We start from the raw sequence: 26,170 nt of genomic DNA, 5'->3' as shown, positions 1-26,170 counted from the left end.
AGTACAATAATACTGCAGAAAAAAAATTCACTAAACAGATAAAAGTATCCTTCATTCATTCGTCAATTTCTATGCCCTATTTAAAATTTCAAGCATCATTCTTGTTCAAAATCAATTCGTAATTCTTTCATTCTTTAAATTCTTTGAACATGAAACAAACCAGTACATGGATCATGATTGTCGGCATTTTAATAGAGTTATTCTCTATGCCAGTGTCAGCAGCGCCGGGACCAGCTCCCAAAAAAGGAAAAAACAGCAAACCGAACATCTTAGTCATATTCGGAGATGATATCGGTATTACCAATGTAAGCGCCTACAGCAGAGGCTTGATGGGTTATATGACTCCTAACATTGACAGAATTGCTAAAGAAGGAGTAATGTTCACAGACTACTACGCTGAACAAAGTTGTACTGCTGGACGCGCAGCCTTCATTACTGGACAGTCTCCTGTCAGAACAGGCTTAACAAAAGTAGGACTACCAGGATCTCCAGTTGGTATTCAAAAAGAAGATCCGACCATAGCTCAATTGCTAAAGCCATATGGCTACGCCACGGCTCAATTTGGTAAAAATCATTTTGGAGATCGCGACGAATTTCTACCAACTAACCATGGTTTCGATTTATTCTTCGGCAACTTATATCACTTAAATGCTGAAGAAGAACCAGAACACCCAGATTATCCGCAAGATCCGGAATTCAAGAAAAAGTATGGGCCAAGAGGTGTTATAAGAGCAACATCTGATGGAAAAATAGAAGATACAGGACCATTGACCAAGAAAAGAATGGAGACTGTCGACAAGGAATTTTTAGATGCTGCGAAAAAATGGATAAAGGAGCAAGCCAATAATGATCAACACTTTTTCACTTGGTTCAATACCACGGCAATGCACTTCCCAACATATCCCGACCCTTCAGCCAAAGGACTGTCCAAAGGCCAAGGCTTTTACGCGGATGTTATGGTACAACATGACAACTACGTTGGTGAACTGCTGGACTTATTGGATGAGCTTGGCATTGCTGACAATACGATAGTAATCTACACTACGGATAATGGACCGCATTTCAACATGTGGCCTGATGGAGCAATTTCTCCATTCAGAGGTGAAAAAAACACCAACTGGGAAGGCGGATACAGAGTGCCTTGCATGGTAAGATGGCCGGGGAAATTTCCAGCAGGAATTATCTCAAATGAGATCGTTTCGCATATGGACTGGACGCCGACTTTGGTAGCTGCAGCTGGAAACGATAAGGTAAAGCAAGAGTTGCTGACTGGATTTCAGGCCGACGGCGAAACGTTCAAAGTTCACCTTGACGGCTATAATTTACTCCCTTATTTGACTGGTGATACTAAAGAAAGTCCTAGAACAAACTTTTTCTACTTCAGCGACGACGGACTACCTGTTGGCATGAGAACAGGGGACTGGAAGCTCGTATTCGCAGAGCAAAGAGCTCATGGCTTCGCTGTATGGGCCGAGCCATTTGTTCAACTTAGACTTCCACACATTCTCAACCTGAGAAGAGATCCTTTTGAAAGAGCTCCTACAGATGCTAATAATTATGAAAAATTCAGAATTGACCATGCATTTATGGTATATAAAGGCCAAGATGAATTTGCACAATTCTTAGCGACTTTCCAAAAGTACCCTGTAAGACAGCGTCCTGCATCATTCTCTGTGGACCAAATTGCTGAAAAATTCTTGAAACCAGATTTAGAAAGATAATTTAATTTTCTTTATTAATATAGATTAAAAACGATTTCAACTGAGTTGAAATCGTTTTTTTATTATACCTGAATCAAATAAATAAAAATACACTTTGATAATTATATCGCACACGATATATTCGCAAAAGATATTAACCTTTTGCTTTATGAAATTGAAAAATTTCACACGAGTAATACTCTGCGTAATGCTGCTGACTAGTGGAGTTGCCCATTTCACTAGTCTAAAGCAGGAGTTTGAAAGTCTGGTTCCCCAATGCATAAGCTATGACAAAAAACTTGTAATTGAGATAACTGGAATCACTGAACTCATACTTGGCGCTTGCATGTTGCTTGTAAGAAAATACAGAAAATGGATAGGCATCATATTAGCCATTTTCTTAATAACTGTATTCCCAGGGAATATGCATCAATTTTCAAGAGGAATCGATGCCTTTGGCTTGAATGATGATGCAATCAGACTCTTAAGACTATTTCTACAACCATTGCTGATATATTTAGCTATCTGGTCAACTAGCGATTGGAGGTTGCAAAAAAACATGAATGATTAAATTGATATTCTTATTTAACCAAATATAAAGCCATGGAAAACAATTTTTATGAATTCGAAGCGACGGATATAAAAGGAGAAAAAATTCCTATGTCCAACTTTAAAGGAAAGACAGTAATGATCGTCAATACGGCCAGCAAGTGCGGACTAACTCCCCAATTCGAAGGTTTGGAAGCTATCCATCAAAAGTACAAAGACAAAGAACTGGTAATTCTTGGTTTTCCTTGCAATCAATTCGGCAACCAAGAACCTGGAGGCAAAGAAGACATCGAAGAAGTATGCAGAATCAACTATGGAGTTACCTTCCCCATGTTCGCCAAAATCGATGTGAATGGAGAAAATGCCCATCCTATTTTTAAATATTTGAAAAATGAATTGCCCGGCTTGCTCGGCAAAAGAATTAAATGGAACTTTACCAAGTTTATTGTTGGACCTAATGGAAAACCTATGAAAAGGTTCAGTCCAACGACAAAACCTAAAGCTATCGACAGCTTCTTGGAAAAATCCTTAAAATAAATGAGCACAGAAAATACCGATTCAATAAAACTGGAAGATCAGTTATGCTTTCCTCTCTACGCAGCATCTAGATTAATCACTCAATTGTATAATTCTATTTTAAGCGACTTGGATATTTCCTACCCTCAATATTTGACGCTTATGGTCTTGTGGGATAAAGGAGATTCAACGGTTGGAGAACTAAGCAAAGCATTAATTCTAGAATCAAATACGCTAACTCCCATGCTCAAGCGAATGGAGTCCAAAGGTATCATTAGCAGAAAAAGATCTCAAACAGATGAAAGAATAGTTATGATCAGCTTGACTCAAAAAGGTAAAGACATGAAATCCAAGGCCATGTGCATTCCCGAAAAACTGATTCAAAAAATCAATGCTGAAAATTCCGATTCTAAAATTCCAGAAGTAAATCAATTAAAAGAAAGCCTTTATCAATTAATAGACTTGATAAAAAAACAATAACTCTACGCATGCCGCTTACACTCGCAATAGCGGCATGTACTTTTTGATTTCTATTTCCTATATTGAAGTTATAACTTCAACCGTTCAAAAAGATGGATAAAAAATTTTTATTTGACTCTGTAATTCGAGAATGCGAGGCTATAGCCTATATTTCAAAAAACATCAAAGAAGAATACTTGGCTTATCGACCGGCTGAAAGTATGTGGTCGACTCAAGAGCTGATGGAAACGCTATCTTTTATCGGAATTTATACCGCTGAAGCTCTGTATCATAATGACTTCAAGGATAAAACACATGATCGCTACTATAGAATGGTAGAAAAACATAAAGATCAAACGATCAGCGAATACTTGACAGCTCTAGATGATCAAAAAGGACAACTGATCAAGTTTTTTGAAACTATTAAGCCTGAGGATCTGAAAAAAAGAGTCGCTTATCATCCTCTTATCGACAAGTTGCCACTTGGTATTGCTCTTCAAGAAATCACTATAAAATTCCTTACTGGCTATAAAATGCAACTTTTCGTCTACCTTAAAACTTTAGGAGAAGAGTTAATCGGCGCTAACCTTTGGTCCGCCAAAGACAGCCCTTTTTATAGTTATGAATAAAGAAGCAAGCTATTATCACTTCATGGACATGTAGTTGCCTTCCAAATCTATTTTTACAGTAACCTTATTATCTACTTTGATAAGGCCCATGGCTTTCTTGGGAGGTATCAAGCCAAAATCATTGATATTCAAGTCTAAATTGCCTTCAACTTTAAACTCATTATTCTTTACTATATAATCTTCCAATGAAAGCTTGTAGACATTTTTCTCACCAGCTAAACTAATTGTCACCTCCAGATAGCCCTTGCCATTTACAAAAATCAATCTATTCAATTGCAAATGAATTTGAGGATATTCTTTGGACTTAATCATTTTAAAAAAATCGCGGTTCATCAACTTAGTACCGCTATCGAACGATTCTGATTTCAATGCCAAAATCGAATCAAAAAAAACTAAATCGCCGCTAGGCTCCTTAACGATTTGAAAAGTATCACTTAGTGCATTTTCATATTCAAAATTAAACGAATTCACATTGCTTCTTCCCTCAATATTGATGCTTGATGATTCTTTAAAATAGATCGAAACAGGGCTTTTACCTTTTTGATAATCCCCACCAATCATAAATGATAAAACATGAATTAGCAATACAATCATGACTAGATATTTTTCTTTTCAAATTCAAAAGTAGCACTTTGAAATTATAAAATTCAAAAGCGCTACTTTATTTAATATTCTACTAGAATGCAATCACAGCCTCTATATTCACACCATGAAATCTAGCATCCTTGAATTGCGGGCCAAGTGCCTCTCCATCTTTATAATGCTGATTTACGTACTCAATTTTCGTAAGAATGTTCTTGGTCATGAACCATCCTCCGCCGATATTGAATCTATCCACTCTAAAATCCTCAGACTTTGATGAAACTCCCGACTCTTCAGAAGTAGTTAGAGTACCGTCATTGCCAAACGCTGTGTTGTAGCGACCGCCTACATAAAACTTCTCTCCTTCTCCAAATCTATAAAGCAATTCAGCCACAAACTGATTATAATTTCCTTTTTCAGCTACTATAGTCTGGCCTGAAGCATCTGTGCCTGTCATTTGGTCCATGCCGTCAGCGGAATATTCATAAGTACCGAAAAACTCCAAACCTTGGTATTTCACAAACTGATTAATTTGAAAAGAAGTGAACTTGTTGAAACCTTTTCTTACTCTACCGCTCCAATCATTTGCAGTCACAACATTTCCATCCGCATCATAAAATGAAGTCACATTGAAATATCTAGACCCTGCTCTATCGCCAGTGTAAAGATAATTTACCGCTTCGCCGAAGCTTGTATAGAATGAACCTGTTGTTCTTACTCTCAAATCAGAATTGACTTGCTTGTCAATACCAACCTTACCATAAAGCGAAGGAGCTGCTCCTTCAATTTTAGCGGTTGACTGATTAAGTTTTCCATTGGAAACACCAATCATACCTAGCAAGCCTGACTTCTCATCTTGCATCAAGATCTCCAATGCCAACTCAGTGGTAAAAGCATCCATCAAGTAATTCCCTACAAATGGGTTGTAAATCGAATTACCTCCATCCGATCTTCTAAAGTGAGCATCACCATAGTTCACTTCCATCAAACCTGCCTTGATAGTAGTTTTCTTCATTAAGTTGTCAAGAAAAGCGCTGTTCAAGAAAGGCAAGGCATCCAGCTGCAAATATCCACCCTTTACATTAGCCTCCACATGATGTCGGCTTGAAAGATATGTTTCCAACTTCATAGTTACACCCGGAGCAAATACTACATCCAAGTTAAAGTTGGCCATTGGCAAATTAAAATCTTGTCCTAACTCAGACAAACCGTATTGCGGAGTTGCATTGCCTTCTCCCGCATGTCTGTTATAATAATTCTCTTGAGTAAGGCCTTGAAAATGCATATTGAAATTACCTCCAACGCGTACTCTGACTTTGTCGAATTCGTAATTATCCAACTTTTTAGGTTCGAAGACATTCAAGCCTGTTTGATCATTCGGCCTTAAGCTTTCAAACATTTTATCTTTGACACTCTCTTGAGATTCTGACTGAGCCATTGCAGGCATGCTTCCCAAAGACGCCGCCAATAGAGTGATTAAAATTCTTTTCATGTTATGTTGTAATTGTAAGTTGCTATTTATTTCAGATTTGCGGAAAATTCCACCGTCACTTCATCGCCAGTTTTAATAGTATTGAGCATAGCGGTTGGCGGATCAATGCCAAAATCAGACATATTGAATGTGTATGAAGTTTTCAAATCAACACCGTTGGCATTTGGAACTACAGTGGCGTTCAAAACGACATTTTTGCTAGCTCCAGCGATAGTCAAAACTCCTTCTGCTTTCACTTCAGTGCCAGAAATGCTTTTTACTTCGGTTAGTTTAAAATCAATAGTTTTATGCTTTTTGGTTTTAAGCGCATCATAGACATTTTTATCCATGGACTTTTTACCGCTTTTTAGCGACTCCGAGCTTATTTGAAAAACCAAGCTTTCAATAGAACTCAACTGTCCATCCTCAACATTTGCAAGCATGTCGATACTGGAAGTTTCAGACACGCATTCCCAATCATGGAGCGTTGATGTACCTATAACCTTAGTTTCCCCATTATTGCTTTCATAGCTTTTTTGAGCCTGCGCATTGCCTGCTAATAATCCCCAAGCACATAGGATAATAAGTGCAATTTTCTTTCTCATTGATTATATATTTTAGTTCCTTACTTAGTATTAATTCTGATAAACAAATAGCTTTTTTCAAGTCAAAACACGCAATAAGCATCTTGAAGCCGTAAATGTTTATACAAAAGTAAGTTTCAATCAATGAGAATTATAGGACACTACGCACCAACTATGGTACTTTTAAAACCTGAACTTTCAATACGATATTCCAATGGGGTGCACTTTACGAGTTTCTTAAAAAATCTATTAAAATAGGATGCATCTTGGAAGCCTAATGAAAAAGCTATTTCCTTTATGCTAACGTCTGAGTAAATCAAATTTCTTTTTGCTTCGTACACTAGTCTATTGTGAATCATTTCTTGCGTGGTACGTCCATAGCTTTCTTTCAAAATCAAATTTAATTGCTTGCTGGAAATAGAAAGGGCATCCGCATAAAATTTTACTGAATGATTATTCATAAAATGATCACCTACGAGCTTGCTAAACCTCATTGCCACACTATTCAATTCCGGTAGCGCTTCTCGATTCTCAAAAGCTCTTTTATAAATATGGAGCACTAAAATCAACTTGTATTTTATTAATTCAATATCATATGAAGAGGATTCATATTCTTCAGTAAGCCACTCGAAAATATCTGTCAACCTAACCTGCCATTTTTCTTCCACATGCACGACAGGAAACTCTTTAATCAAGATTAACTTATACTGCTCTTCCAGCTTAAAAAATTTGTTCTCAGCAACCAAGTCAGAAGCAAACTCCAATAATACCCCTTCAATGGAGTCGTTTTGATCTCCTATCAACTTCCAAAACTGATCCGGATACAAAAGAAACAACGATCCCTTTTGCAACAAAAAATTCTTATCATCAACATCTAGCCTCGCCTTCCCCTTTCTTATCCACACTAACAAGTAATTTTCTGAAGTATTGCTTTCATACATGTCAATAACGTTCAAATTCTTTAATTCAAAGTGCATTGACTTGTCAACAAATAACTCTTTACTTCTTGTCATATTAATACTTCATTATTCCCTTTCACCAAAATAGCAACGTTAATACGATCTATATATTCTAAAAATAATTACCCTAAAAAATATAACTATTCAAATATCAATTAAAAAACAAAGTGCAGTTTTTCATATTGATTTCAGCGAAAGAAAGTTATTAAACAAAAAATTTAACTATATAAATAATAAATTTAACAAAAAATTCCAACACCATGCATATTTGTTAATAATTATAACAATTATACATAATTTTAGTTAACGAAACTTCATGAAATAATCTAGATTTTCCCCTTTATACTGTATTACCTATCACTGACATCAAACGTTAAAAAACATTAAAAATCAATATGTTATGCCTGGGAAGTATGCAACTTTAAAGAGAGACAAAGCCAAACGAGCTTATCGAATGGCTAAAAAAAATAAAGCTAAAAAAAACAAAGGCAAAGACGGACAAGCTGGAACCGATGAAGTCGATTTTGCATGGTTGGAAAGAATAAAATCCAAATTGCCTCCGCGCCTAGATTTATCCCATACTGTCATACCAACTCCACCCGATGTTCCTCTAGCTCAAGCAAGCGATGAATTAAGTCCTTTTGAGATGATAGATGTTACTCCAAAAGGAAAAGGCAACCCCTTTCTTAGCGAGGAATTCCCCGAACACCATTATTCCAACGAAAGCGATCCATTGCTCAATGAAGGAGAAATCGATGAGCCTTCGTTTTCCGGCACTGTCGTATCGCTGCAAACAAAATACGATGAAAAAGATCCTTTGGCATGTCACTTCATGACACCACATCCGGAAAATCCCGAATACAAAAAGTATATGAATCACATTCAATACGAAATGGATGAACAGCTGGACTCAATTGGAATAAAACCTATTGATGAAGAAAAACAAAGTTATCCTGCGGAGAAGATTTATGGAGTCTTCCAAAAATTAGCTGTCAGGTACATGAGAGAGGAACTATTGAACAAGCTTTCACTCATCGGCCCCCAAATGACTGTCGACGATAGAGTTTCTTTATCTATACAAAATGTAGAATCTCGCCTAAAATCACTCGGAGAAGAATACAATACATTTGTGCCAAACAAGGTGCTTAGAGCTTTAGCTCATGAAGCCTATATGAATATATATGAAATGAAAAAAAGCGTGCACACATCGAGACCAGTAATGGAGGAGGAAGACGAAGATGAGGATTATCTTATGTACATCGAAATGTTTTCGCCTGAGAGCATGAAAGGCACCAACCTTAAAACTTACCTCGCTCAAACCGCGGATACAGCAAGCCCCGAAGAACTTGAAAAAGCTGACGATGAATATCAAACCTTGGCTAAACGAGCTGCGCAATTAATGCATGCGAAACTTAAACAACATAAGCCTGCTTCAGCTAAAGTAGAAGAAGTTGTCAGAGTACTCAAAACAGAAATGAAGTACTCTGATTTTCAATTATTTGACGAAGACCTGCTCAGAGGCCTTGCTCATTATTCTTACAGATATTTTGGTCACTCAGGAACTTAGCAATTCACTCAAAACCTTGGCCAAATGGACTTTTTGGTCATCATCAAGGTACTGTATGGATTCCTGAAGGGCATGATCTACATATTCTGTATTTTCAATTCTATTAGAAATCTGTGTCAACATAGCCAGCAAATCATTCTTATCTATATATTCTCGCCAAAAGGTCGTATAAAATGTCACTTTGCCATGTTCTATAGTGTCAGTTATAGTATGATAATGGAACGGTTTGTGATATTTTTCCTTTATAAAGGTCTCTAATTCTTCCAACGGAAAAGGCTCTGACATTTCTATAGAAACAAAATGCTGCTTGAGCCGAGCGGTCTCAGTTAACTTACCCTCGACTCCGTTGATATTAATCGTCTCAGTTTTCATAGGCAATACAATATTATGTCACGAATACAACATGATTCCGACTATTAAGTTCCCATGAAAAGCAGGAGATTAAAACAACAACAAAATGGTCTAAATATTAATTATTGACCAAATTTTGCACATACATTTTCATCATTTTAGCGTGCGCTCCATCCCTATTTTCTATTGAATGTGACAAGCTGCCATCGAAAAACAAGAAGTCTCCCTCTTCAACTAGCACCTCCTCCTTGTCAATGCCATATGTCACTGCCCCGCTCAAAACATACACCAACTCCAATGCATCCTCATTGTAGGATTCTCTGTATGTCTTGGGAGAAACCGATACCACTTTCAGCACCAAATTTGAATTGCTAAAACTTTGGCTAAACAACGTTTCATACGTAAGGCCTTTAGCCTCCACATTTTTTTCTTTTTTTGTTTCATCCTTGCGAATCAACAGATACTTAGGCGTATCCGAGGGATTAACATCCCTTACTAAATCCATCATTTTCACATCCAATGCCATGGAAATCTGAAACAAAACGGGAAGCGAAGGTACAGTTTTGAAGTTCTCAATTTTAGACAATAAACCAGCTGTTACTTGGCTTTTTTCGGCAACTTCCTGTAAACTCATCTTTCGCATTTTCCGCAATTCCTTGATTGCTTTCCCTATCCTACTTAAACTACCGTCCTTAATCATTTAATATTTTTTACCTTTAAAGATATGATTTCATTAATTTCCCTACTTATAAAGGTGAATATAATATTAAATGATTAAAAAATAACGATACAGATAAAATTAAATTTTCAAGGACTCACAGGAAACCAAAAATAAGATCATTCAAAAAAGTGCTTTAATTGTTCAAATTCCAACACCCCTTTCTTGGTTAACTTCATACCAGATTCAAATGTCTTCAACCAACCTTCCAACAATAATCTTTCGAAACTCTTGTTGACAGCTTCACTCTTAAGGAAATAATCTAATGCTGTTTTATCTATTTTCATTCCCTCCAATATGCCTAAAATAGTCTCTGAAACTGTTCTTGGTTTCTCCATACAGTGCAAATAAGGTAAAATTCCATTTTGCAAAGTCTCAGAAAATATAGTGTAGTCAACTTGACTGAACAGTCTATAATCCCCAATCTTACCGCCAGCCGAGGAACCGACAGGTATCAAATCCCTGTCTTTAATTGTCTTTTGCGTATATCGACAAGGAGCATTTTTTTCCCTAGAGAAATTTTTAATATTCCATTGCGTATAACCTTGGCTAGCCGCCACATCAATTCCAGCTGATTGCATCCGCGCTATAAAGCTTTTATCCGGCAGATTTGGTAATTTCCCTTTTTGAATCATCTTGGCGATTGGCAGATCTCCTATCAACTGCAACCTATACATCGAGATATTATCTGGTTCAAAATCAATAGCCTTCCCTACTTGTTCCTCAAAATGAGTTGTAGTCTGTCCAGGCAATCCATACATCAAATCGATGCTAAGCTTCATCCCGCTATCTTGAACTTTTTTGACAACTTCACAAATAAGCTCCTCAGAGCTTGGCCTACCAAGCATTCTCCTTGTCTTTATATCAAAGGCTTGTATGCCAAGACTAATTCTATTTACTCCATGAGCTTTCAGCAATGATATTTTGGAATCTGTCAAATGCCTTACTGTGCTTTCAACAGTAAACTCGTAATCATCGGCGAATGCGTAGTTTTCATTGAAGGAAGTCAATACTTTTTTCATTGAGCTGTCATCAAGCAACGTTGGGGTTCCTCCTCCAAAAAAGAATATTTCAAAAGGCTGCTCTTTGATATAGGGCATTTTCCCAAGCATATTGTTCATCTCTATCACATGCTTGTCATAGCCTTTTGATTTTAAAGTAGTGTATTTATAAAATGGGCAATAAGTACATCGGGATGCGCAAAATGGCGTATGAAAATAAACAGCTCTTTCTCTGTCTTTATCTGGAGATTGAGACAACAGCGATAACAACCCATCTAATGTCGCCTTCGCCTTCATGCCATGCGAGTGATTTGAACTCGCCTCTTTTGAATGGTGTTTATCTTTTTTTGTCATCATAATAAATATGAAAACCTCCCCTATTTAATATAGAGGAGGAATAAAAAATCGAATATATTGGAAAAACAAAATACCTATTAAATTACAAGAGCACATATTGAACTTGCGGATAACCTCTTTCATTCTCGCCAAGACTTGTAAATCTTAACTTGTACATCAGACCATTTTGATCTTTAACAATATAGAATCGGTCCGTATTTAAAACTAATTCATATCCTTTTAAGCTTCGCCAATCATCTCCTATTGTATTTTGGTCATTACCAAATTCTAACCCCTCAACATCAGCATTTGTAAAACTATTAAAAGCCTCATTAGGGTCAGCACTTTCATCTATCATAACCTTAGCTACTTCTATACTTCCAAGATGATTTTGAATCACATAATCTTTATAACCTGCCGCAACTTCATTTGGCCCATTTTGAGTTCTACCTGTCATTCTTGTAAATGCTATATCCCATGTTGATCTGCTTGGTTCTACAGTAACCAATGAAGCACTTTGAGTAGAAGCATACACATAATTCTCGCTTCCTTCTTTCGCTACATCCATCGAAGATGTATCCGTCCATGTTCCATCCGCATCAGAGTAAGTCATTTTATAACCAGAACCAGTATTAACGAATTGAACCAATTGCCATGCTTTTACAACAGTAACAGGAGCACCTGTAGAATAGTCAGTTGTTGTTCCCAGCTTGACTAAATAAATATCGCTTGAAGCTTCATCCGATCCAATATTTTTCAAAGCGACATCGTTCAAATCTCCATTTGGATTGTCAACTGATGTGCCAGGGTCTGCATAGTTGCCAGGAAGCTTGGCTTTAGCAGCCTCAATATCATCTGCTGTAATATCTTCGAAGTTTGTTTTTTCCATCGAAATCGCTCCTGCGCCAATGGCATAGTTCAGCTTAACTACATTCATGTCGCCATTGTAAAACGCATAATCCCATGCATCATTCGCTGTCCTTGTCATTTTATTAGCGCTCAGTTGAATATATACCTGATGTGTTTGGTTAGAGCCACCCATATCGGCGATTAACTCAGAACCTTCCGAAATAATTTGGCCAAATGTCAGCTTCAATGCGTCTCTATCGCCTATTACATTTCCAATTCCTGCTGAAATCAATGTAAAATCAATTGTCTCGTCTCCTTCATAAAAATCTACTTGTTTTATTACTTTAAACGAAATACTCGTGTTTCCTGCATCTGCTTGAAGTGTGATCATTCCTGCCTCAGCAGCTGGCTCAGTAATATAATCCACACCATAAGTCAAGTTCGACTCTTCAAAGCTAATTTCAATTTCAGAAGCCTCAGGCAAAGCTCTTTGAAAAACCAAATCAATTACGGCTTCTTGTTCATCTTCAGGAAAACCTAGTTCTGAAGAGGCAAATTGCACTGTCAAATCAGGGTCTTTAATATCGTTGCTAGAATCATTAGAGCATCCTGATAGAAAATACATTGCTGTCAATACTACAAGTAGTAATAGTTGTCTAAATTTGTACATTTTAGTGTAGTTAAATTATATATTTATTTTTTATTCCAAGCGAAATTATATTTCAAAGAGACAAAGTAAGATCTTCCATACCCGACCATTCGGCTTGCACCTCCTCCGTGAGCACCACCAGAACTAGTATTTGATAATGTATTTATGTCTTTGATATCAAAAATATTCTTGATACCTGCGTTTAGCTTAAGGCTTCCAACTAAACTTTTAGACATAGTAAAGTCCATGGTGTGATAATTTTCAAATCGATCTATCACATATTCTTCACTAGCTTCAGCTTGCGTTACAAAAGGCTTGCCTCCATTAAACTTATAGAACAAGGACATATTCAAATCCCAAGGTGAATATGTATAGGAAACCGATGCGTTGATCTCAGGATAATAAATTATCTGATCATCCAAATCTTGATAGGAAACTCCGATATAACCAAAACCAACAGTTCCATGCAAACTTTTATAAGAAACAGATTGATCGATATTCGCCCCTAGAGTTTTATAAGATCCAATATTTCCTAAGGTAGTAACTTGCGGATTTTCAGGATCTACTATATACTCTATTTTATCATTTACCTTATTGTAAAACCCATTAACTGAAGCATTAACAACCAAATCATTACTCAATCCTTTGGCAAAAGACAAGCCCAGCCCCACATTGTCTGAAGTTTCCGGTAGCAAATCCGGATTGCCGATAATATTATGATTGGAATCCACAAAATCGAAATAAAGCTCCTTCAAGGTTGGCGCTCTAAAACCTCTGCCATAGTTAGCTCTTAAATGCAAAGATTCTGTTAAATTGTATTTAGCATTGATCTGAGGAGTGACAGGTGCATTGTACTTGCTATTATATGCATATCTTAATCCTGGTCGAATTTTCAATCGTTCATCCAATGCCATTATCTCCGCACTTGCAAAAAGAGCATAATCTTCAATACTTTGAGTGTTACCAGCGTCAATTCTAGCTCCTGTTCCTTGCTCAATATTAATATCATAACCAAACTGATAGTTGACTATGCTTCCTCTTTTATTAAATGTTCCCTTTGCCGTATACATCTGAAATGCGATATCATTGTCATCATTCCCATTTTCAGAAGTTGTTTTCTCACCTGTTTCAGTATTGTAATTATAAGAAATAGTCGTTCGCTCATAGTCTTGAAACGCGAATGAAGCGTTATACGACCAGTAACGGTTAATATTAATATTAGCTTGCAATTGATGATTCCACCTATTAGTCACAAACAATTGATCAAATGCCATATTATTGATTGGGTTTGGTTCTCCCAAGTTGTCAATTTGCTCATCCAAATAATCAAACTTGTAAAACACATCCCATCGATGAGATCTATACCTTAATAATCCATTAGTCATCCACTGCTCCTTTGGCAGCCACAAATGAGATCTATTGGATTCATTTCCATCTTTCCAGCCATTAAAATCATTATGACCAACTGCTATGCTTGCAAATAAATTATCTGTAATTCTATACCCTAGATTCACATCTTGACGTCTCAAGCCTTGGTCTTTGCCATATTCATCTCCAACAGATTCTTCTTGCAAGCTGATTCCCACGTTAACTTTGTCTCTAGCGTCTTTCTTGGTAATGATATTTATAACTCCCGCCAATGCATCAGCACCAAAATTAACGGCCATCGGTCCTTCAATTACCTCCACTCTTTCAACAGTACTTAAATTGATCTGATTAAGGTCTATTTCATTATTAACACCAGATCTACCGGTCAAAGGCAACCCATCAATCAAAACTTTCACATTTTGACCTGAAATACCCATCATGCTGATGTTCGACGTGCCGGTAGCCCCATCTTGCTCAAATCTAATATTCAACTGATTCGATAGCACTGATTCCAAATCCACCGCCCCCATCTTCTCAATGGTTGCCGCTGACACAGTTTTCACTTTGTATACTGAATTTCTTACAGATTGGGGGCTTGTCTGAGCTGTTACGACTACTGGATCTAATCGCATATCCTTTCTTGCCATCTTAACAACCACATCCTCTGTATCTGAAATATTTAGTTCAATATCTTCATAAGACATATGTCTTAATGTAAGCAAATATGGAGGCTCTATCTCCACATCCAACTTCCCTCTCAAGTCTGTCAATAAGCAAAAGCTGCCTTTGCCTTCAGACTGTCCCGCCACTATTACCCCTTCAACAGGCTTTGAAGTTCCCTTATCCAAGATTGTAATGGTTTGTCCCGCCAAACTTGTTGCGATGAACAACATCATTGCCAAAGAGGTTATTGCTCTAAAATTCATTTTTATTAAGACTAATTCCAGTTAAAGGAGTTTAAAAAAAGCGCCACTTACTCAGAAGCGGCGCAAACACCACATTATTATTATGAATTCATCATAATATCTTATTTCTGCCCAAGATCAGAAACCACTTGTCTCCAATCTTCTCTTTCAGGACTTCCCGGCTTTCTCAAACCGAAAAATTGGCAGATCAATGTTCTATCTTTGTCAAACAACTCAATGGATGTAACCACACCATCTTTGGTTGGCTTTTTCACGACCCAAGCTGTATCGATCAAATCCGTTTTCAAATGCATGTTAAAATCAGGATCCATAATGTTCAACCAGTTTTCCATAGGGAAAATCTTCTTTACGACATCTTGATGTATTTGGATATTACCTCTGTTTCCAGCAAAAATCATGATTGGCATCTGGGTTTCAGAGGCAACATTCAACATGCTCTCCAAAGTCGCAGGATCAATTTGATAAGTATGCTTTCCTTCAACAATTTTCAAAGCATCCAATCTATGCGCTTTATGCTTGCGCAACAAGCTGAAAAAGTCATGAGTATCTTGAAGCTCGTCCCATCCTTTTGTCAAGGCCTCGGCATCCACTTCTTCCAAAGCCAAAGTCGCTGGCTCAGCCATTTCCTCTACCGCTTGATGAGCGTCCTGATTGGAGCTTGTATAGTCTGAAATAAAGTTATCAAAAGCCTCTTGATCTCCTTTTTCCTTCAAGTAAACTTTAGTGATTGCGTCACCTGCTTTGTCAAAAAATTGAACGCTTTGTTGAAAGCCTCTCACGTGCGGTTGCTTAACAGCAAAAGCGCTTTTCCAAGAGTGAAAAAACAATCTAGTCTCAATAGGTCCGATAACCTGCCCCATATGATGCATTCCCTTCCCAAAAACGCCTATTTTCTCAAATGCTCCTTTATGCTCAAGCACACATCCTTCGCTTCTTGTAATTGACATCACTTGACCGAAAGCGGGAAATCGTTTCACCATCTCATCCCATGCTCCTTCAAGACGGATAACATTTTCGCCATCCACTTTTGTCGCCAAAAGTTCCGCTTCGCTGGCCTCCAATTGATTAGCGGCATCTCTTATTCTCAATTTTGGGTTTTCATTTAACAAATCCGCCCAATCCTTCTTTATCTTTTCCGCTTTTGCCTGTAGGTTATCGACAATATTTTCCATGTCTTATGTTTGATTAAATTGTTTTCCTTAATTGATTCATATTCTTGTGTCTTCCACATGCTTCCGGCATGACAAAGTGACACTTGGTGTCCGGACATCTCAACATCCTAACTGGATGAGAATATGTACTCTCTATGACACATTTATTAAATACATCATCCGTAGCTCCATATGCTACTTGTTCGCCAGACTTTATAAACAGCATCTTGTCTGAAAACCTGCTTGCTATATTTATGTCATGTATCACAGCGAATACTCCAATATTCTTACCGCAAACCTCTTTCACTATTTCAAAAACTTGTTGTTGTTGGCTTAAGTCCATATTAGAAGTCGGCTCGTCCAAAAGCAAATACTTAGGAGTGTCTGTGTCTCCTGCCAACTGACACAAAACCCTCGCCAACTGAACTCGTTGCTGTTCTCCTCCTGACAGACTATTAAAGTTTCTACTCGCAAACTTCAATACATCCGTCATATTCATTACTTCTCTTGCTATGCCCTCGTGATCTTCATCAGACTTTTTATGAGGCATTCTTCCCATCATGACTATTTCCTCCACGCTAAATGGAAAACTCACTTGAAAATTCTGGGAAAGCACAGCTCTGGTCTTTGCCAACTGAGCAACAGGCAAGCCTTTCATTTTCTTGCCATTATATGTCACCTCACCTTTAGCATTCACCAACTCTCCCGAAATGGCTTTCAAAAAAGTGGATTTGCCAGCACCATTTGGTCCCAAGACCGTTGTTATTTCACCTGGCTTGACACTTAAATTAAGTCCTTTAAGAATTTCTCTCGAACCTGCACCATATGTAACATCACTTGCAACAAGCATCTATATTCCGTTTCTCTTTTTAGTCTTAACCAACAAATACATAAAGAATGGCGCTCCAACTAAGGAGGTAACAATTCCCAAAGGCAACTCCGCGGGATATACTATTGTTCTTGCCAACATATCCGCTACAGGCAGAAGCACCGCACCGCCAAGTATCGATGCAGGAAGAACCAACCTATGATCAGCGCCCAATGCCAATCTTATAATATGCGGAACAACAAGGCCTATAAAGCCAATCATACCTGTCAATGCCACGCAAGACCCTACTGCCATGGCTGAACAAACTACAAGAATTCTTTTTATCTTTTCCACATTTATGCCTAGATGATAAGCTTCCATCTCTCCCAAAGCAATAGCGTTGAGTTCGCTGGAATGTCTCAGAATTACCACGCATGGAACAATCACCAATAAAAAGACAAAACCTATGGATTTCCAATCCGCTCCGGACAAATCACCCATGCTCCAAAACGTGAAACTTCTCAAAGCCTCGTCATCCGCATAGAATATCGCCAATCCGATCAAGGAACCTGCCAAGGCATTAATCGCCACACCGCAAAGAATCAAAACAGCAATATCAGTTTTTCCACTTCGCTGGCTAAGCCTATAAGCCAATATCGTTACTAAAAGCCCTCCAATAAATGACGCTACCGGCAACATATAAGCACCTAGAAAAGAAGCTATTTCATCACCAAATACGGAGCTGAACACTATCGTCACCACTGCAAAAAGCGCGGCCCCACTGCTGACTCCTACCAAACCAGGCTCCACCAATGGGTTTCTAAATAGACCTTGCATCGCCGCTCCGGTGATCGCTAGAGCTCCCCCCACGATTACTCCCAGAACGATTCTGGGCAAACGTATGTACATCAACACCACTTCCTGCTGATGCGCATAATCGCCAAAGTCAGTCCCTAAGCCTAGTTTTTCCAGTATTATCCAGAAAGCATCCAAAGCTCCAATTGGGACAGCTCCGACAGTCAATGAAAGAAAGAAAACGATTACTAAGGCCACAACTAAGCCGATAATGACTATGGCATTTCGATTATAACTTTTCGTCTCTACAATTACATTCTCCACTAGGTCGTGACCTCCCTCAGACATATCGTTAACTTACTTATTTTATAAAAAATTCACCTATGAATTTATCTTCTTGGACAGCTCGGACGCTGCTTGTCCCAAACGAGGGCCAAAACCTGCCAGCAAAGAACCATCCATTGAAATGATTTTACCATTTTTACCTGCTGAAGTTTCTTTCATGCCAGGAATCTCCAAAGCGCCTTCCACTCCTCCAACACTCTGCAAACCTGTATCAAAAAACAAAACATAGTCAGGATCAGCTTCTATTAACGCTTCAGGCGTTAATGGCTTAAAGCCTTCCAAATTCTCAACCGCCAGTTTACCTCCCGCAAGACTAATTATTTCCTCAGCGAATGTTCCTTTGCCTCCTACAGTCATAGCTCCACGCCCCCTTGAGTATATAAACATCACTTTTGGAGAATCTTCAACCTTGCTAACAGAAGCTATTTCTTTTTCCACATTGCCTACAAGCTCAGCGCTCTTGTCATTTTCATTAAATCTACTTCCAAGCGTATTGATGGATGCTTTCAGTTGACTCAAGCTTTTTGTCTTTCCTATCTTAACTACTTCAACACCAGCTTGACTTAATTGCGACTCTACTTTTTCATTCAAAGTTCCTTCAGGCATAACAACCACACTTGGAGTCAGAGCCAAGATTCCTTCGGCTGTGATTGAGCTTGAATGTCCAACAGATGGGATAGAAGCTACACTTAATGGATAAACACTGGTAACATCTCTACCGACCACTTGATCTCCTTTGCCTAGTGCAAACAATATCTCTGTGGCTTGACCGCCTATTGAAACTATTCTTTCCTGAGCCTGATTGACATCAGTTGTGTTTTCTTTCTTTTTTTCACTGCACGATTCCGCAACAAAAACCGCTAGTAGAAGGGTTATTAAATACGTTAGTTTTCTCATTTTCTTAAGTTGATTAAAAAATCGACATTGCAAATGTTTACTTTATTTGGATTAAATCCAAATAAAATCTATATATTTGTTTCATAAATTTTCTTCAAAATGAATAAAAATCTATAAACCAATGACTTACAAAAATGCCGTTTTGTTTTGGATCATATGCTTAACCTTTGGGTTTACTGCTATTGCAAATGGTCAAAATCCCGAAGCTTATAAATTGTTTGACTCAAAAGGAAAGAAAGCGAAATACATCAAGATGATGAAAGAGTTAGCTGATGCGGATGTGGTTATGTTTGGCGAACTGCATGACAACACGATCAATCACTGGCTGGAATTCAAAGTGCTTGAAAGCCTTCATAAAGCTAAAGGAGATAAAGTAATCGTAGGCGCTGAAATGTTCGAAAGCGATGATCAATTGCTAATAGATGAGTACTTCTCAGAACTGATCAGCAAAAAAAGTTTTCAAAAAGAAGCCCGTCTTTGGGATGAATACAAAACTGACTACAGGCCTTTATTGGAATACGCAAAAACCAATAACCTCCAGTTCGTTGCGACGAATATTCCTAGAAGATACGCTTCTTTGGTATACAAAAAAGGAATCAATTACTTGGACAGTCTATCCGACGAAGCTAAAAGCTACATCGCTCCATTGCCTATCGAAATTGACTTGGAACTTCCGTGCTATAAAAACATGATGGGTATGATGAAAGGTCATGGCGGTGAAAATTTGCCTAAGTCTCAAGCGGTAAAAGACGCGACAATGGCTTACTTTATTCTCAAAAATTTAAAAGAAGAGGATATTTTCATTCATTACAATGGCGACTATCATTCCAAAAACCATGAAGGTATAGTATGGTACCTACAACAAGCCAATCCTGATCTAAAAGTAGTAACTATCAGCACAGTATTGCAAGATGATATCGAAAAGCTCAACGAAGAGTTCCATAACCAAGCGGACTATATCCTATGCATTCCCAATGATATGACTCGTTCCTATACAAGAGATTAAATAAAAAAGCTCGCTAATTCAATGAACAGCGAGCTTTATCTCTTTATTTGATAGGAAATAATTACATATCGAATCCACCTGATTCTCCACCACCATTGCCTCCTTTGCCGGAGCGCTTGTTACGATAATTGTTAATTCTATAAGTAAGAGAGAATGTAAAGCTTGGCATCATCTCAAATCTCATCATGGAATTGAAGTCAGGACCATTGGAAGTCGACTCCCATTTGAAAGTATTCAGGATATTTCTGCCTTGTAACGTTGCTGATAGCTTTTTATCCATAAAATCTTGCTTTAAGGCCATATTCACCATCACAAAACCTTCTCTATAGCCTTGGGCTGATTGTCTTCCTGAAGTATAAACTGGAGCGATTTGCAATCTCGTCGTTTTCGTCAAAAGAAAGTCATTGCTCATTCTGAAATTGAAATAAGAGTCTTGTCGATCAAAAACCTGATCTTTATACGATCCATCAATGGTAAAGCCAGTAATTGTACCTGACAAATTAAAGCTCCACCACTTAAGCGGATCGGCATTCACCATTAATTCCAATCCATAGTTTCTTTCCTGTCCAACGTTCGTTCTGGTATTCATGAAAATATCGCCATTAGGATTAGCCTCTTCATCATCCCAAATCTCTTTTACAAATTCTGTTCTATTGTTTATTTGTCTGAAAAATCCTTCTGCCGATAAACTAAAAGCACTGAACGTTTTGGTATACCCCAACTCAAACGAGTCAATATACTCAGGCTCTATGCCCGGATCTCCTATTCTCACATTGAAGGCATCCATAAATGTTGGAAACGGCTCCAACCACCAATTCGAAGGCCTGTTGATTCTTCTGGAATAACTAGCCATCAACTGTTGATCTGATGGCAACTGATATGAAAAGTGAGCGGTAGGAAACCAATCAAATCTTTCAATGACTGTTCTCTCACCAACGTTAATCAAATTCGTTTCTCTAAATGTATACTCACCTCGTATTCCCAATTGATAGCCCAGCTTATCCCACTCGCCAGAATAAGTACCATAAATGGCATGTATATCCTTCGTAAACTCGTTTTGATAGCTGAACTTTTCATTCAAAACCCAATCCGAATCAACCTCTGCTTTAGAATAGTTTCCATTATTCTCATCTGAAAGATCCATACGCAATTGATAACCAGCTTCTAGCTTAGAATTCTCTCCAATTGGTCGTACATAATCAAGCTTGTACCTGAATTCGTGACCAATACTACTTTCCAAACCTCTACGTCCCGGCTCTCCAAACTTGCTGTTTGTTTCATCGCTATAAGCCAAGGTGATATTATCTTCATCTCCTTCAGAGTATCCATAGTGCACGCTCATGCTTAGTTCATGCCCTTTTCTTCCTGAAAATTTATGCAAATAATCAGCATCTACTGAAAAATATTGATAAGAACGCCTCATGTCATCATAATTATGAGTCACAGGGTTTTCAGTTGGCTCCATCACACCATTTCTGATATAATAATTTTCATACATATAAGAGTTGTCTCTTATATTATCGCTTTTACCTCCGGCGAGCATCAATGAAAATCTGTTATTATCATTTGGAGTAAAATCCAAGCCTCCCTTTATATTGTAAGACTCTCTAATCCTTGCTCTATCTCCATCAGTGATTCTCAACACAGTATCTTCTCCAAATGTCGTATTCTCGGCATACCTTGTGCCTCTTCTTTCCATATTATTATAGTCACCGCCAAAATGGTATGTGAATTTTTCATTGGCTTTGTAACTAAACATCGCATCCGCACCGTATCTGCTCGGAACTCCTCCATTAAGATTCACCACACCACTTAATCCGCTGGATTTTTTCTTAGTGATAATATTGATAATACCCGAAGTACCGTCAGGATCATATTTTGCCGAAGGGTTAGTGATCAACTCTATGTTTTCAATCATGGAAGCAGGAATTTGCGACAAGGCATCAGAACCTTTGAAAACACTTGGTCTTCCATCTATGAATACAGTAAAGTTACCACTACCTCTAAGACTTACATTTCCATCCATGTCCACCTCCACAGAAGGAACATTTTCCAAAATTTCAACTGCGGAGCCGCTCAACGCTGTAGCCATTTTATCAACATTAATTACCTTTCGGTCAATCTTATATTCAACCTCAGGTTTCGATGCTGTCACTTCAATATCTTCCAGCATTTGCAAGGCCGCGTCAAGCTTAATTTCCCCTAATCTTGTCGTCGTAGCTCCTACTACCACATTTTCTATTTGAAGTGTTTCAAAACCAACAAATTTTACTTCTAACTTATAGGTTCCCGGAGCAAGACCTTTGATGACAAAGTTTCCATTGTCATCGGATATAGCTCCTCCCATCAACTTTTCATTTTGATCATAAATGGCCACTGAAGCATAGCCAACAGGTTCTTGCGTGCCGTCTTCCACAAGCTGTCCTCTCACATTTCCATCAGCTGCTGGATTAGCCAATGAAAAACTGGAAGCCCAGATCAAGATCAATAAAGGCAAAAAATAAACTTTCATTTCAATTAGTTTGGTTAAGATTATATATCGAGTTTCAAACACAATCAGCATTCTTGCAAGACCATTCGTTGGCCTGTCAAGAATATACTATCTCAAAGTGATACTCAAATATCATAACTGAATTTGGAGAGAATCTGAAGAAATCGCCCAAATTCAATTTTTTATGTGGTAATTTTGAAAAAATGCATTTTCAACTCCACATCAAACTCATATTTGATGGTCCAATTGTTTTGATCGCAGATATTCTTAACGATCGCCAAACCTAAGCCCAATGACTCTCCCCCCTTTTTGCTATGTTTTGAAAATCGATCGAAAATAGTCTCAGAGTTTGCTACAGGCTCACTACCACTATTGCTTATCCAAAAGTGGTTTCTATTGGATTGGATCATTACTTGACCACCAGAATCCGTATATCTTAACGCATTTTTCAACAAATTCTTCAGCAAAATATTAATCAAAAATGTATTTGACTCTATTCGTTGCTTTTCATCCAGCTCTATTTTAATGTCAATATCTTTAAGTTCTGCCAATTCCTTAAAGTTATTCACTTGGTTTTCCACCAATTCGGCTATATTGATCACAGATAGATCTTTGAATTCCTCATGCTCTATTTTGGTAAGCAAGTTGAGCGTCGTGCTTAGCTTTGACAACTGATTAATTTCATTATAAATCGCCAAAACCTCATCTTGGGCTACGTCCATAACATCTTCTTTGGACAATAACTTTTCTATTTTAGCGCGAATGATCGCTAATGGAGTTTGAACTTCATGAGCCATATTTTCAGTGTATTCCTTTTGCAAAGCGAATTCGCTCTCGATCTTGGAAATCATATTCTCAAAAATAGCTTCAAGCTCCCTGAATTCCTTCACTCCATTTTTAGTCATGACAGGACCTTCTCTAGGACTCCCAATCTTGAATTCTTTCATCCTCTGCAAAATTTGATCAAAAGGACTCCATAAATTCTTCATAAAGAAATAATTGAAGATCAAGACAATTCCCGCTAAGATACCGAATACTAAAAAAATTCTCTCGGAGAGCTCTTCCACAAAATGTTTATAATGATAGGGATAGACTATGACACTAACCTCGTACCAAAGATTATCATGTTTCAAATATGTCGTCAGCTTATTGAAAGTCTTCCACTTCTGCCTATGCTCCGAGAAAATCAACGTATCTTTTCTCATAGCATAATGCCACGGTCCTCTTCTTTTCTTCTGAAAATTAAAAAAGTCTTGAGATACTTCTGAAGAATCTTTGAGTTGATAAACTTGAAAGTAAGGAACTTTATTGAATACATTGATTGACTTTTCATCCTCAAGAGTCAAGCGTACATTCTCCTTGAAAGTATTCAAAACCAACCGCTGAGAAATATTATTGAATTTATTCGCTTCATCAACCACCAAGTATAAGCTTATCCCGAAAGCGATCAAGGTAAACAATAAAAAAAACAGGGTGCTTTTTGTAATTAATTTCATCTGTCCAAATCAAATTTATATCCAACACCATAAACCGAACGAATATAATCCGCGCATCCTGCTTTAAGCATTTTCTTGCGAAGATTTTTAATATGGCTATAGATAAAATCAAAACTATCGGCCAAATCAATATTATCTTCCCACAGATGCTCTGCGATGCTCTCTTTGGTCAGAACCCTTTTCCTATTGTAAATGAAATAAAGCAGCAATTCATATTCCTTTGGAGTAAGTTTCAAAACTTCCCCATTTATCTTGACCTCCTTAGATTGGATGTCCAGCATGATTTCATTGATAGTCATCACATTATTGCCTTCGAATTTCTTTCGCCTTAATATCGAACGAACTCTGGCATTCAACTCTGCTTTATGAAATGGCTTGGTAATATAATCATCAGCTCCCAAATCCAAGCCTACGATTTTATCATCAATCGAATTCTTGGCTGAGAGTATCAAGATTCCTGTATCCGGATCAACTTCTTTCACTCGCTTTAAAACATCAAGTCCTGAGCCGTCGGGAAGTCCAATATCCAATACAATCAAATCATAGCTGTAAATACTCACCTTCTCCAAAGCTTTAGCTACATTTTCGGCTTTCTCGCATAAAAAGCCTTCTTCATGCAAAAAAGTCTCTAGCTCCAAGATTAGTTTTTCATTATCCTCTACTATCAATATTTTCATAAGTCTAGCCTTTAAGCCTATATGAAAACGAAGATAAGCAGCAATTTTGGATAAATTCTGTAGCTATATCGATGCCGCCTTAGCCATCTTAATATCAAAATCCAACACAGGAGCATCCTGAGGTCTTTTTCGCTTCCATCTCTTATGGGACCATAACCAAAACTCCGGTTGGCTTTGAATAGTTTTTTCCAATCTCTTGGCAAAAGCGAAGGTAAGCTCTCCTTCCATAAACTCTCTAGGCGAATCGGTCATCAATTCAAAACGAGCGTCGTAATGCCCTCTTTTTGTTTTCTTGCATTCGCAATAAATGACCGGATAGTCGTATTTCTTGGCTTGAAATTCAAAACCATGCAAAAAACCCGATTCTATACCCATAAACTCTATCCAATGGGCTTTTTTCGTTTTCAAAGGACATTGATCCGAAAGCATCACGTACATTGTAGGATCCGAAGGAACATTTTGAAAAGCGTCTTTGGTCATAAAGGTAGGCATCAACTGGGTGTTTCTATCCGATCTAGACTTACGTACATAACGATCAATATACTTATTGTTTACCTTTTTGTAAATAGCGATTGCTTTATGCTTTGTATAAGCCTCCACTAATAAAGACGCCCACTCCCAGTTGCCATAATGCCCGCTTACAATGATTACATGTTGGCCCTTCTCCGCATATTCGTCCAACAGTTCGATATTCGAAAATTTGTACCTTTTTTTCAACTCAGACTCCGACATCGAAATGCCTTTCAAGCCTTCAACAATCAAATCGGAAAGATGCTTCTGAAACTTATCCGCAATCTCGTCTACCTCTTCTTCTTTTTTATCCGGAAAGCACATCCAAATATTGTCTCTAACAACACCTCTTCGATACTTTAGCACGGAAAAAACAAACCAACTAAAAAAATCCGACAAAGCGTACAACAGCCTAAACGGCGTGAGCCTTATCGCAAAAATGAACATTCTAAACAATGCGTAAACAAGTGCTTGCATAACTAAGAATTTTAATATTGCTAAAAAATTCTTTCACATTGATATGCAATTATGCTTTTTGGATCATATCCCTTCTAAGGAGTTCTCATAAAGACAAGCACATATGTCAATGTAAAAAAATCAATGAATTGTGCTCTAGAAAATTATTTTCGATTCAATCCATTGCATTAACATATTCACATCAGCTCAACGAATCCTCCCTCACATCTCATGAAGCACATTATAAGTTACAAAACTACTTTGTAAAAGACAACAAAAAAGGCTTCCAAATGGAAACCTTATTCGCAAAATATCGTAATCAAT

General features: G+C 37.7%; 24 protein-coding genes. 7 read left to right on the top strand and 17 right to left on the bottom strand.

Going from position 1 to position 26,170, the window contains the following annotated elements; all coding sequences use genetic code 11:
- Positions 1-149: 149 nt before the first annotated feature.
- The 5 genes from AABK36_RS02800 (at position 150) to AABK36_RS02780 (ending at position 3,853) form a co-directional block, all read left to right on the top strand.
- On the top strand, positions 150-1,721 hold the full coding sequence (locus tag AABK36_RS02800) for an arylsulfatase (protein WP_309937507.1): 1,572 nt from the start codon (positions 150-152) through the stop codon (positions 1,719-1,721).
- A 148-nt stretch (positions 1,722-1,869) separates the two neighbouring features.
- The gene (locus AABK36_RS02795; RefSeq protein WP_309937505.1) at positions 1,870-2,271 is read left to right on the top strand and encodes a DoxX family protein; all 402 of its coding nucleotides are present in this window, start codon (positions 1,870-1,872) and stop codon (positions 2,269-2,271) included.
- A gap of 32 nt (positions 2,272-2,303) precedes the next feature.
- Positions 2,304-2,786 carry a glutathione peroxidase gene (locus tag AABK36_RS02790; protein ID WP_309937504.1) on the top strand — a complete coding sequence of 161 codons (483 nt, stop codon included), beginning with the start codon at positions 2,304-2,306 and terminating at the stop codon, positions 2,784-2,786.
- Positions 2,787-3,245, top strand: a complete 459-nt coding sequence (locus AABK36_RS02785) for a MarR family winged helix-turn-helix transcriptional regulator (RefSeq protein ID WP_309937503.1) — start codon at positions 2,787-2,789, stop codon at positions 3,243-3,245.
- Between the two features lie 92 nt (positions 3,246-3,337).
- Positions 3,338-3,853: a DinB family protein gene (locus tag AABK36_RS02780; protein ID WP_309937502.1), complete on the top strand. Its 516-nt coding sequence runs from the start codon at positions 3,338-3,340 to the stop codon at positions 3,851-3,853.
- A gap of 15 nt (positions 3,854-3,868) precedes the next feature.
- Here AABK36_RS02780 and AABK36_RS02775 read toward each other — a convergent pair whose 3' ends face one another.
- From AABK36_RS02775 to AABK36_RS02760, 4 genes are all read right to left on the bottom strand, one after another.
- Positions 3,869-4,447 (bottom strand): YceI family protein, encoded by a 579-nt coding sequence (locus tag AABK36_RS02775; RefSeq protein WP_309937501.1) that lies wholly within the window; start codon positions 4,445-4,447, stop codon positions 3,869-3,871.
- A gap of 82 nt (positions 4,448-4,529) precedes the next feature.
- Positions 4,530-5,927, bottom strand: coding sequence for a hypothetical protein (locus tag AABK36_RS02770; protein WP_309937500.1), 1,398 nt, complete (start codon positions 5,925-5,927; stop codon positions 4,530-4,532).
- A 26-nt stretch (positions 5,928-5,953) separates the two neighbouring features.
- Complete coding sequence (locus AABK36_RS02765) at positions 5,954-6,511, bottom strand: YceI family protein (protein ID WP_309937499.1); 558 nt, start codon at positions 6,509-6,511, stop codon at positions 5,954-5,956.
- Positions 6,512-6,651: 140 nt separating this feature from the next.
- A complete protein-coding gene (locus AABK36_RS02760; RefSeq protein WP_309937498.1) occupies positions 6,652-7,503 on the bottom strand; it encodes an AraC family transcriptional regulator in 852 nt (283 codons plus the stop codon).
- Between the two features lie 346 nt (positions 7,504-7,849).
- Here AABK36_RS02760 and AABK36_RS02755 point away from each other — a divergent pair, with 346 nt between their 5' ends.
- On the top strand, positions 7,850-9,016 hold the full coding sequence (locus AABK36_RS02755; protein WP_309937497.1) for a hypothetical protein: 1,167 nt from the start codon (positions 7,850-7,852) through the stop codon (positions 9,014-9,016).
- Here AABK36_RS02755 and AABK36_RS02750 read toward each other — a convergent pair.
- The 9 genes from AABK36_RS02750 to AABK36_RS02710 form a co-directional block, all read right to left on the bottom strand.
- Positions 9,005-9,388 (bottom strand): hypothetical protein, encoded by a 384-nt coding sequence (locus AABK36_RS02750; protein WP_309937496.1) that lies wholly within the window; start codon positions 9,386-9,388, stop codon positions 9,005-9,007. The genes AABK36_RS02755 and AABK36_RS02750 overlap by 12 nt on opposite strands.
- Before the next feature lie 97 nt (positions 9,389-9,485).
- Positions 9,486-10,067, bottom strand: a complete 582-nt coding sequence (locus AABK36_RS02745) for a helix-turn-helix domain-containing protein (RefSeq protein ID WP_309937495.1) — start codon at positions 10,065-10,067, stop codon at positions 9,486-9,488.
- 137 nt (positions 10,068-10,204) lie between these two features.
- Positions 10,205-11,443 carry a coproporphyrinogen-III oxidase family protein gene (locus AABK36_RS02740; RefSeq protein WP_309937494.1) on the bottom strand — a complete coding sequence of 413 codons (1,239 nt, stop codon included), beginning with the start codon at positions 11,441-11,443 and terminating at the stop codon, positions 10,205-10,207.
- A gap of 82 nt (positions 11,444-11,525) precedes the next feature.
- Complete coding sequence (locus tag AABK36_RS02735) at positions 11,526-12,941, bottom strand: HmuY family protein (protein WP_309937493.1); 1,416 nt, start codon at positions 12,939-12,941, stop codon at positions 11,526-11,528.
- Positions 12,942-12,964: 23 nt separating this feature from the next.
- Positions 12,965-15,214, bottom strand: coding sequence for a TonB-dependent receptor plug domain-containing protein (locus AABK36_RS02730; RefSeq protein WP_309937492.1), 2,250 nt, complete (start codon positions 15,212-15,214; stop codon positions 12,965-12,967).
- A gap of 101 nt (positions 15,215-15,315) precedes the next feature.
- The gene (locus AABK36_RS02725) at positions 15,316-16,386 is read right to left on the bottom strand and encodes a hemin-degrading factor (protein ID WP_309937491.1); all 1,071 of its coding nucleotides are present in this window, start codon (positions 16,384-16,386) and stop codon (positions 15,316-15,318) included.
- A 13-nt stretch (positions 16,387-16,399) separates the two neighbouring features.
- Positions 16,400-17,215, bottom strand: coding sequence for a heme ABC transporter ATP-binding protein (locus tag AABK36_RS02720; RefSeq protein ID WP_309937490.1), 816 nt, complete (start codon positions 17,213-17,215; stop codon positions 16,400-16,402).
- Complete coding sequence (locus AABK36_RS02715; RefSeq protein ID WP_309937489.1) at positions 17,216-18,316, bottom strand: FecCD family ABC transporter permease; 1,101 nt, start codon at positions 18,314-18,316, stop codon at positions 17,216-17,218.
- A 33-nt stretch (positions 18,317-18,349) separates the two neighbouring features.
- Entirely contained in the window at positions 18,350-19,210 is an 861-nt protein-coding gene (locus tag AABK36_RS02710; RefSeq protein ID WP_309937488.1) for a heme/hemin ABC transporter substrate-binding protein, read from the bottom strand.
- Between the two features lie 121 nt (positions 19,211-19,331).
- On the opposite strand from AABK36_RS02710, the gene AABK36_RS02705 reads away from it, so the two are divergent.
- Positions 19,332-20,216, top strand: coding sequence for a ChaN family lipoprotein (locus tag AABK36_RS02705; protein WP_309937487.1), 885 nt, complete (start codon positions 19,332-19,334; stop codon positions 20,214-20,216).
- A 61-nt stretch (positions 20,217-20,277) separates the two neighbouring features.
- Here the strand turns inward: AABK36_RS02705 and AABK36_RS02700 are convergent, their stop codons facing one another.
- The 4 genes from AABK36_RS02700 to AABK36_RS02685 all read right to left on the bottom strand — a co-directional run bounded on the left by AABK36_RS02700 (position 20,278) and on the right by AABK36_RS02685 (position 25,867).
- The gene (locus tag AABK36_RS02700; RefSeq protein ID WP_309937486.1) at positions 20,278-22,728 is read right to left on the bottom strand and encodes a TonB-dependent receptor domain-containing protein; all 2,451 of its coding nucleotides are present in this window, start codon (positions 22,726-22,728) and stop codon (positions 20,278-20,280) included.
- 161 nt (positions 22,729-22,889) lie between these two features.
- Positions 22,890-24,203, bottom strand: coding sequence for a sensor histidine kinase (locus AABK36_RS02695; RefSeq protein ID WP_309937485.1), 1,314 nt, complete (start codon positions 24,201-24,203; stop codon positions 22,890-22,892).
- Positions 24,200-24,880 carry a response regulator transcription factor gene (locus tag AABK36_RS02690; RefSeq protein WP_309937484.1) on the bottom strand — a complete coding sequence of 227 codons (681 nt, stop codon included), beginning with the start codon at positions 24,878-24,880 and terminating at the stop codon, positions 24,200-24,202. Before AABK36_RS02690 ends, AABK36_RS02695 begins: the two co-directional genes overlap by 4 nt.
- A 63-nt stretch (positions 24,881-24,943) precedes the next feature.
- Positions 24,944-25,867, bottom strand: coding sequence for a lysophospholipid acyltransferase family protein (locus tag AABK36_RS02685; protein ID WP_309937483.1), 924 nt, complete (start codon positions 25,865-25,867; stop codon positions 24,944-24,946).
- Positions 25,868-26,170: the final 303 nt, after the last annotated feature.

Source organism: Aureibacter tunicatorum, from assembly GCF_036492635.1.
GTDB classification, from domain to species: domain Bacteria; phylum Bacteroidota; class Bacteroidia; order Cytophagales; family Cyclobacteriaceae; genus Aureibacter; species Aureibacter tunicatorum.
This window is presented reverse-complemented; position numbering and strand designations above follow the sequence as displayed.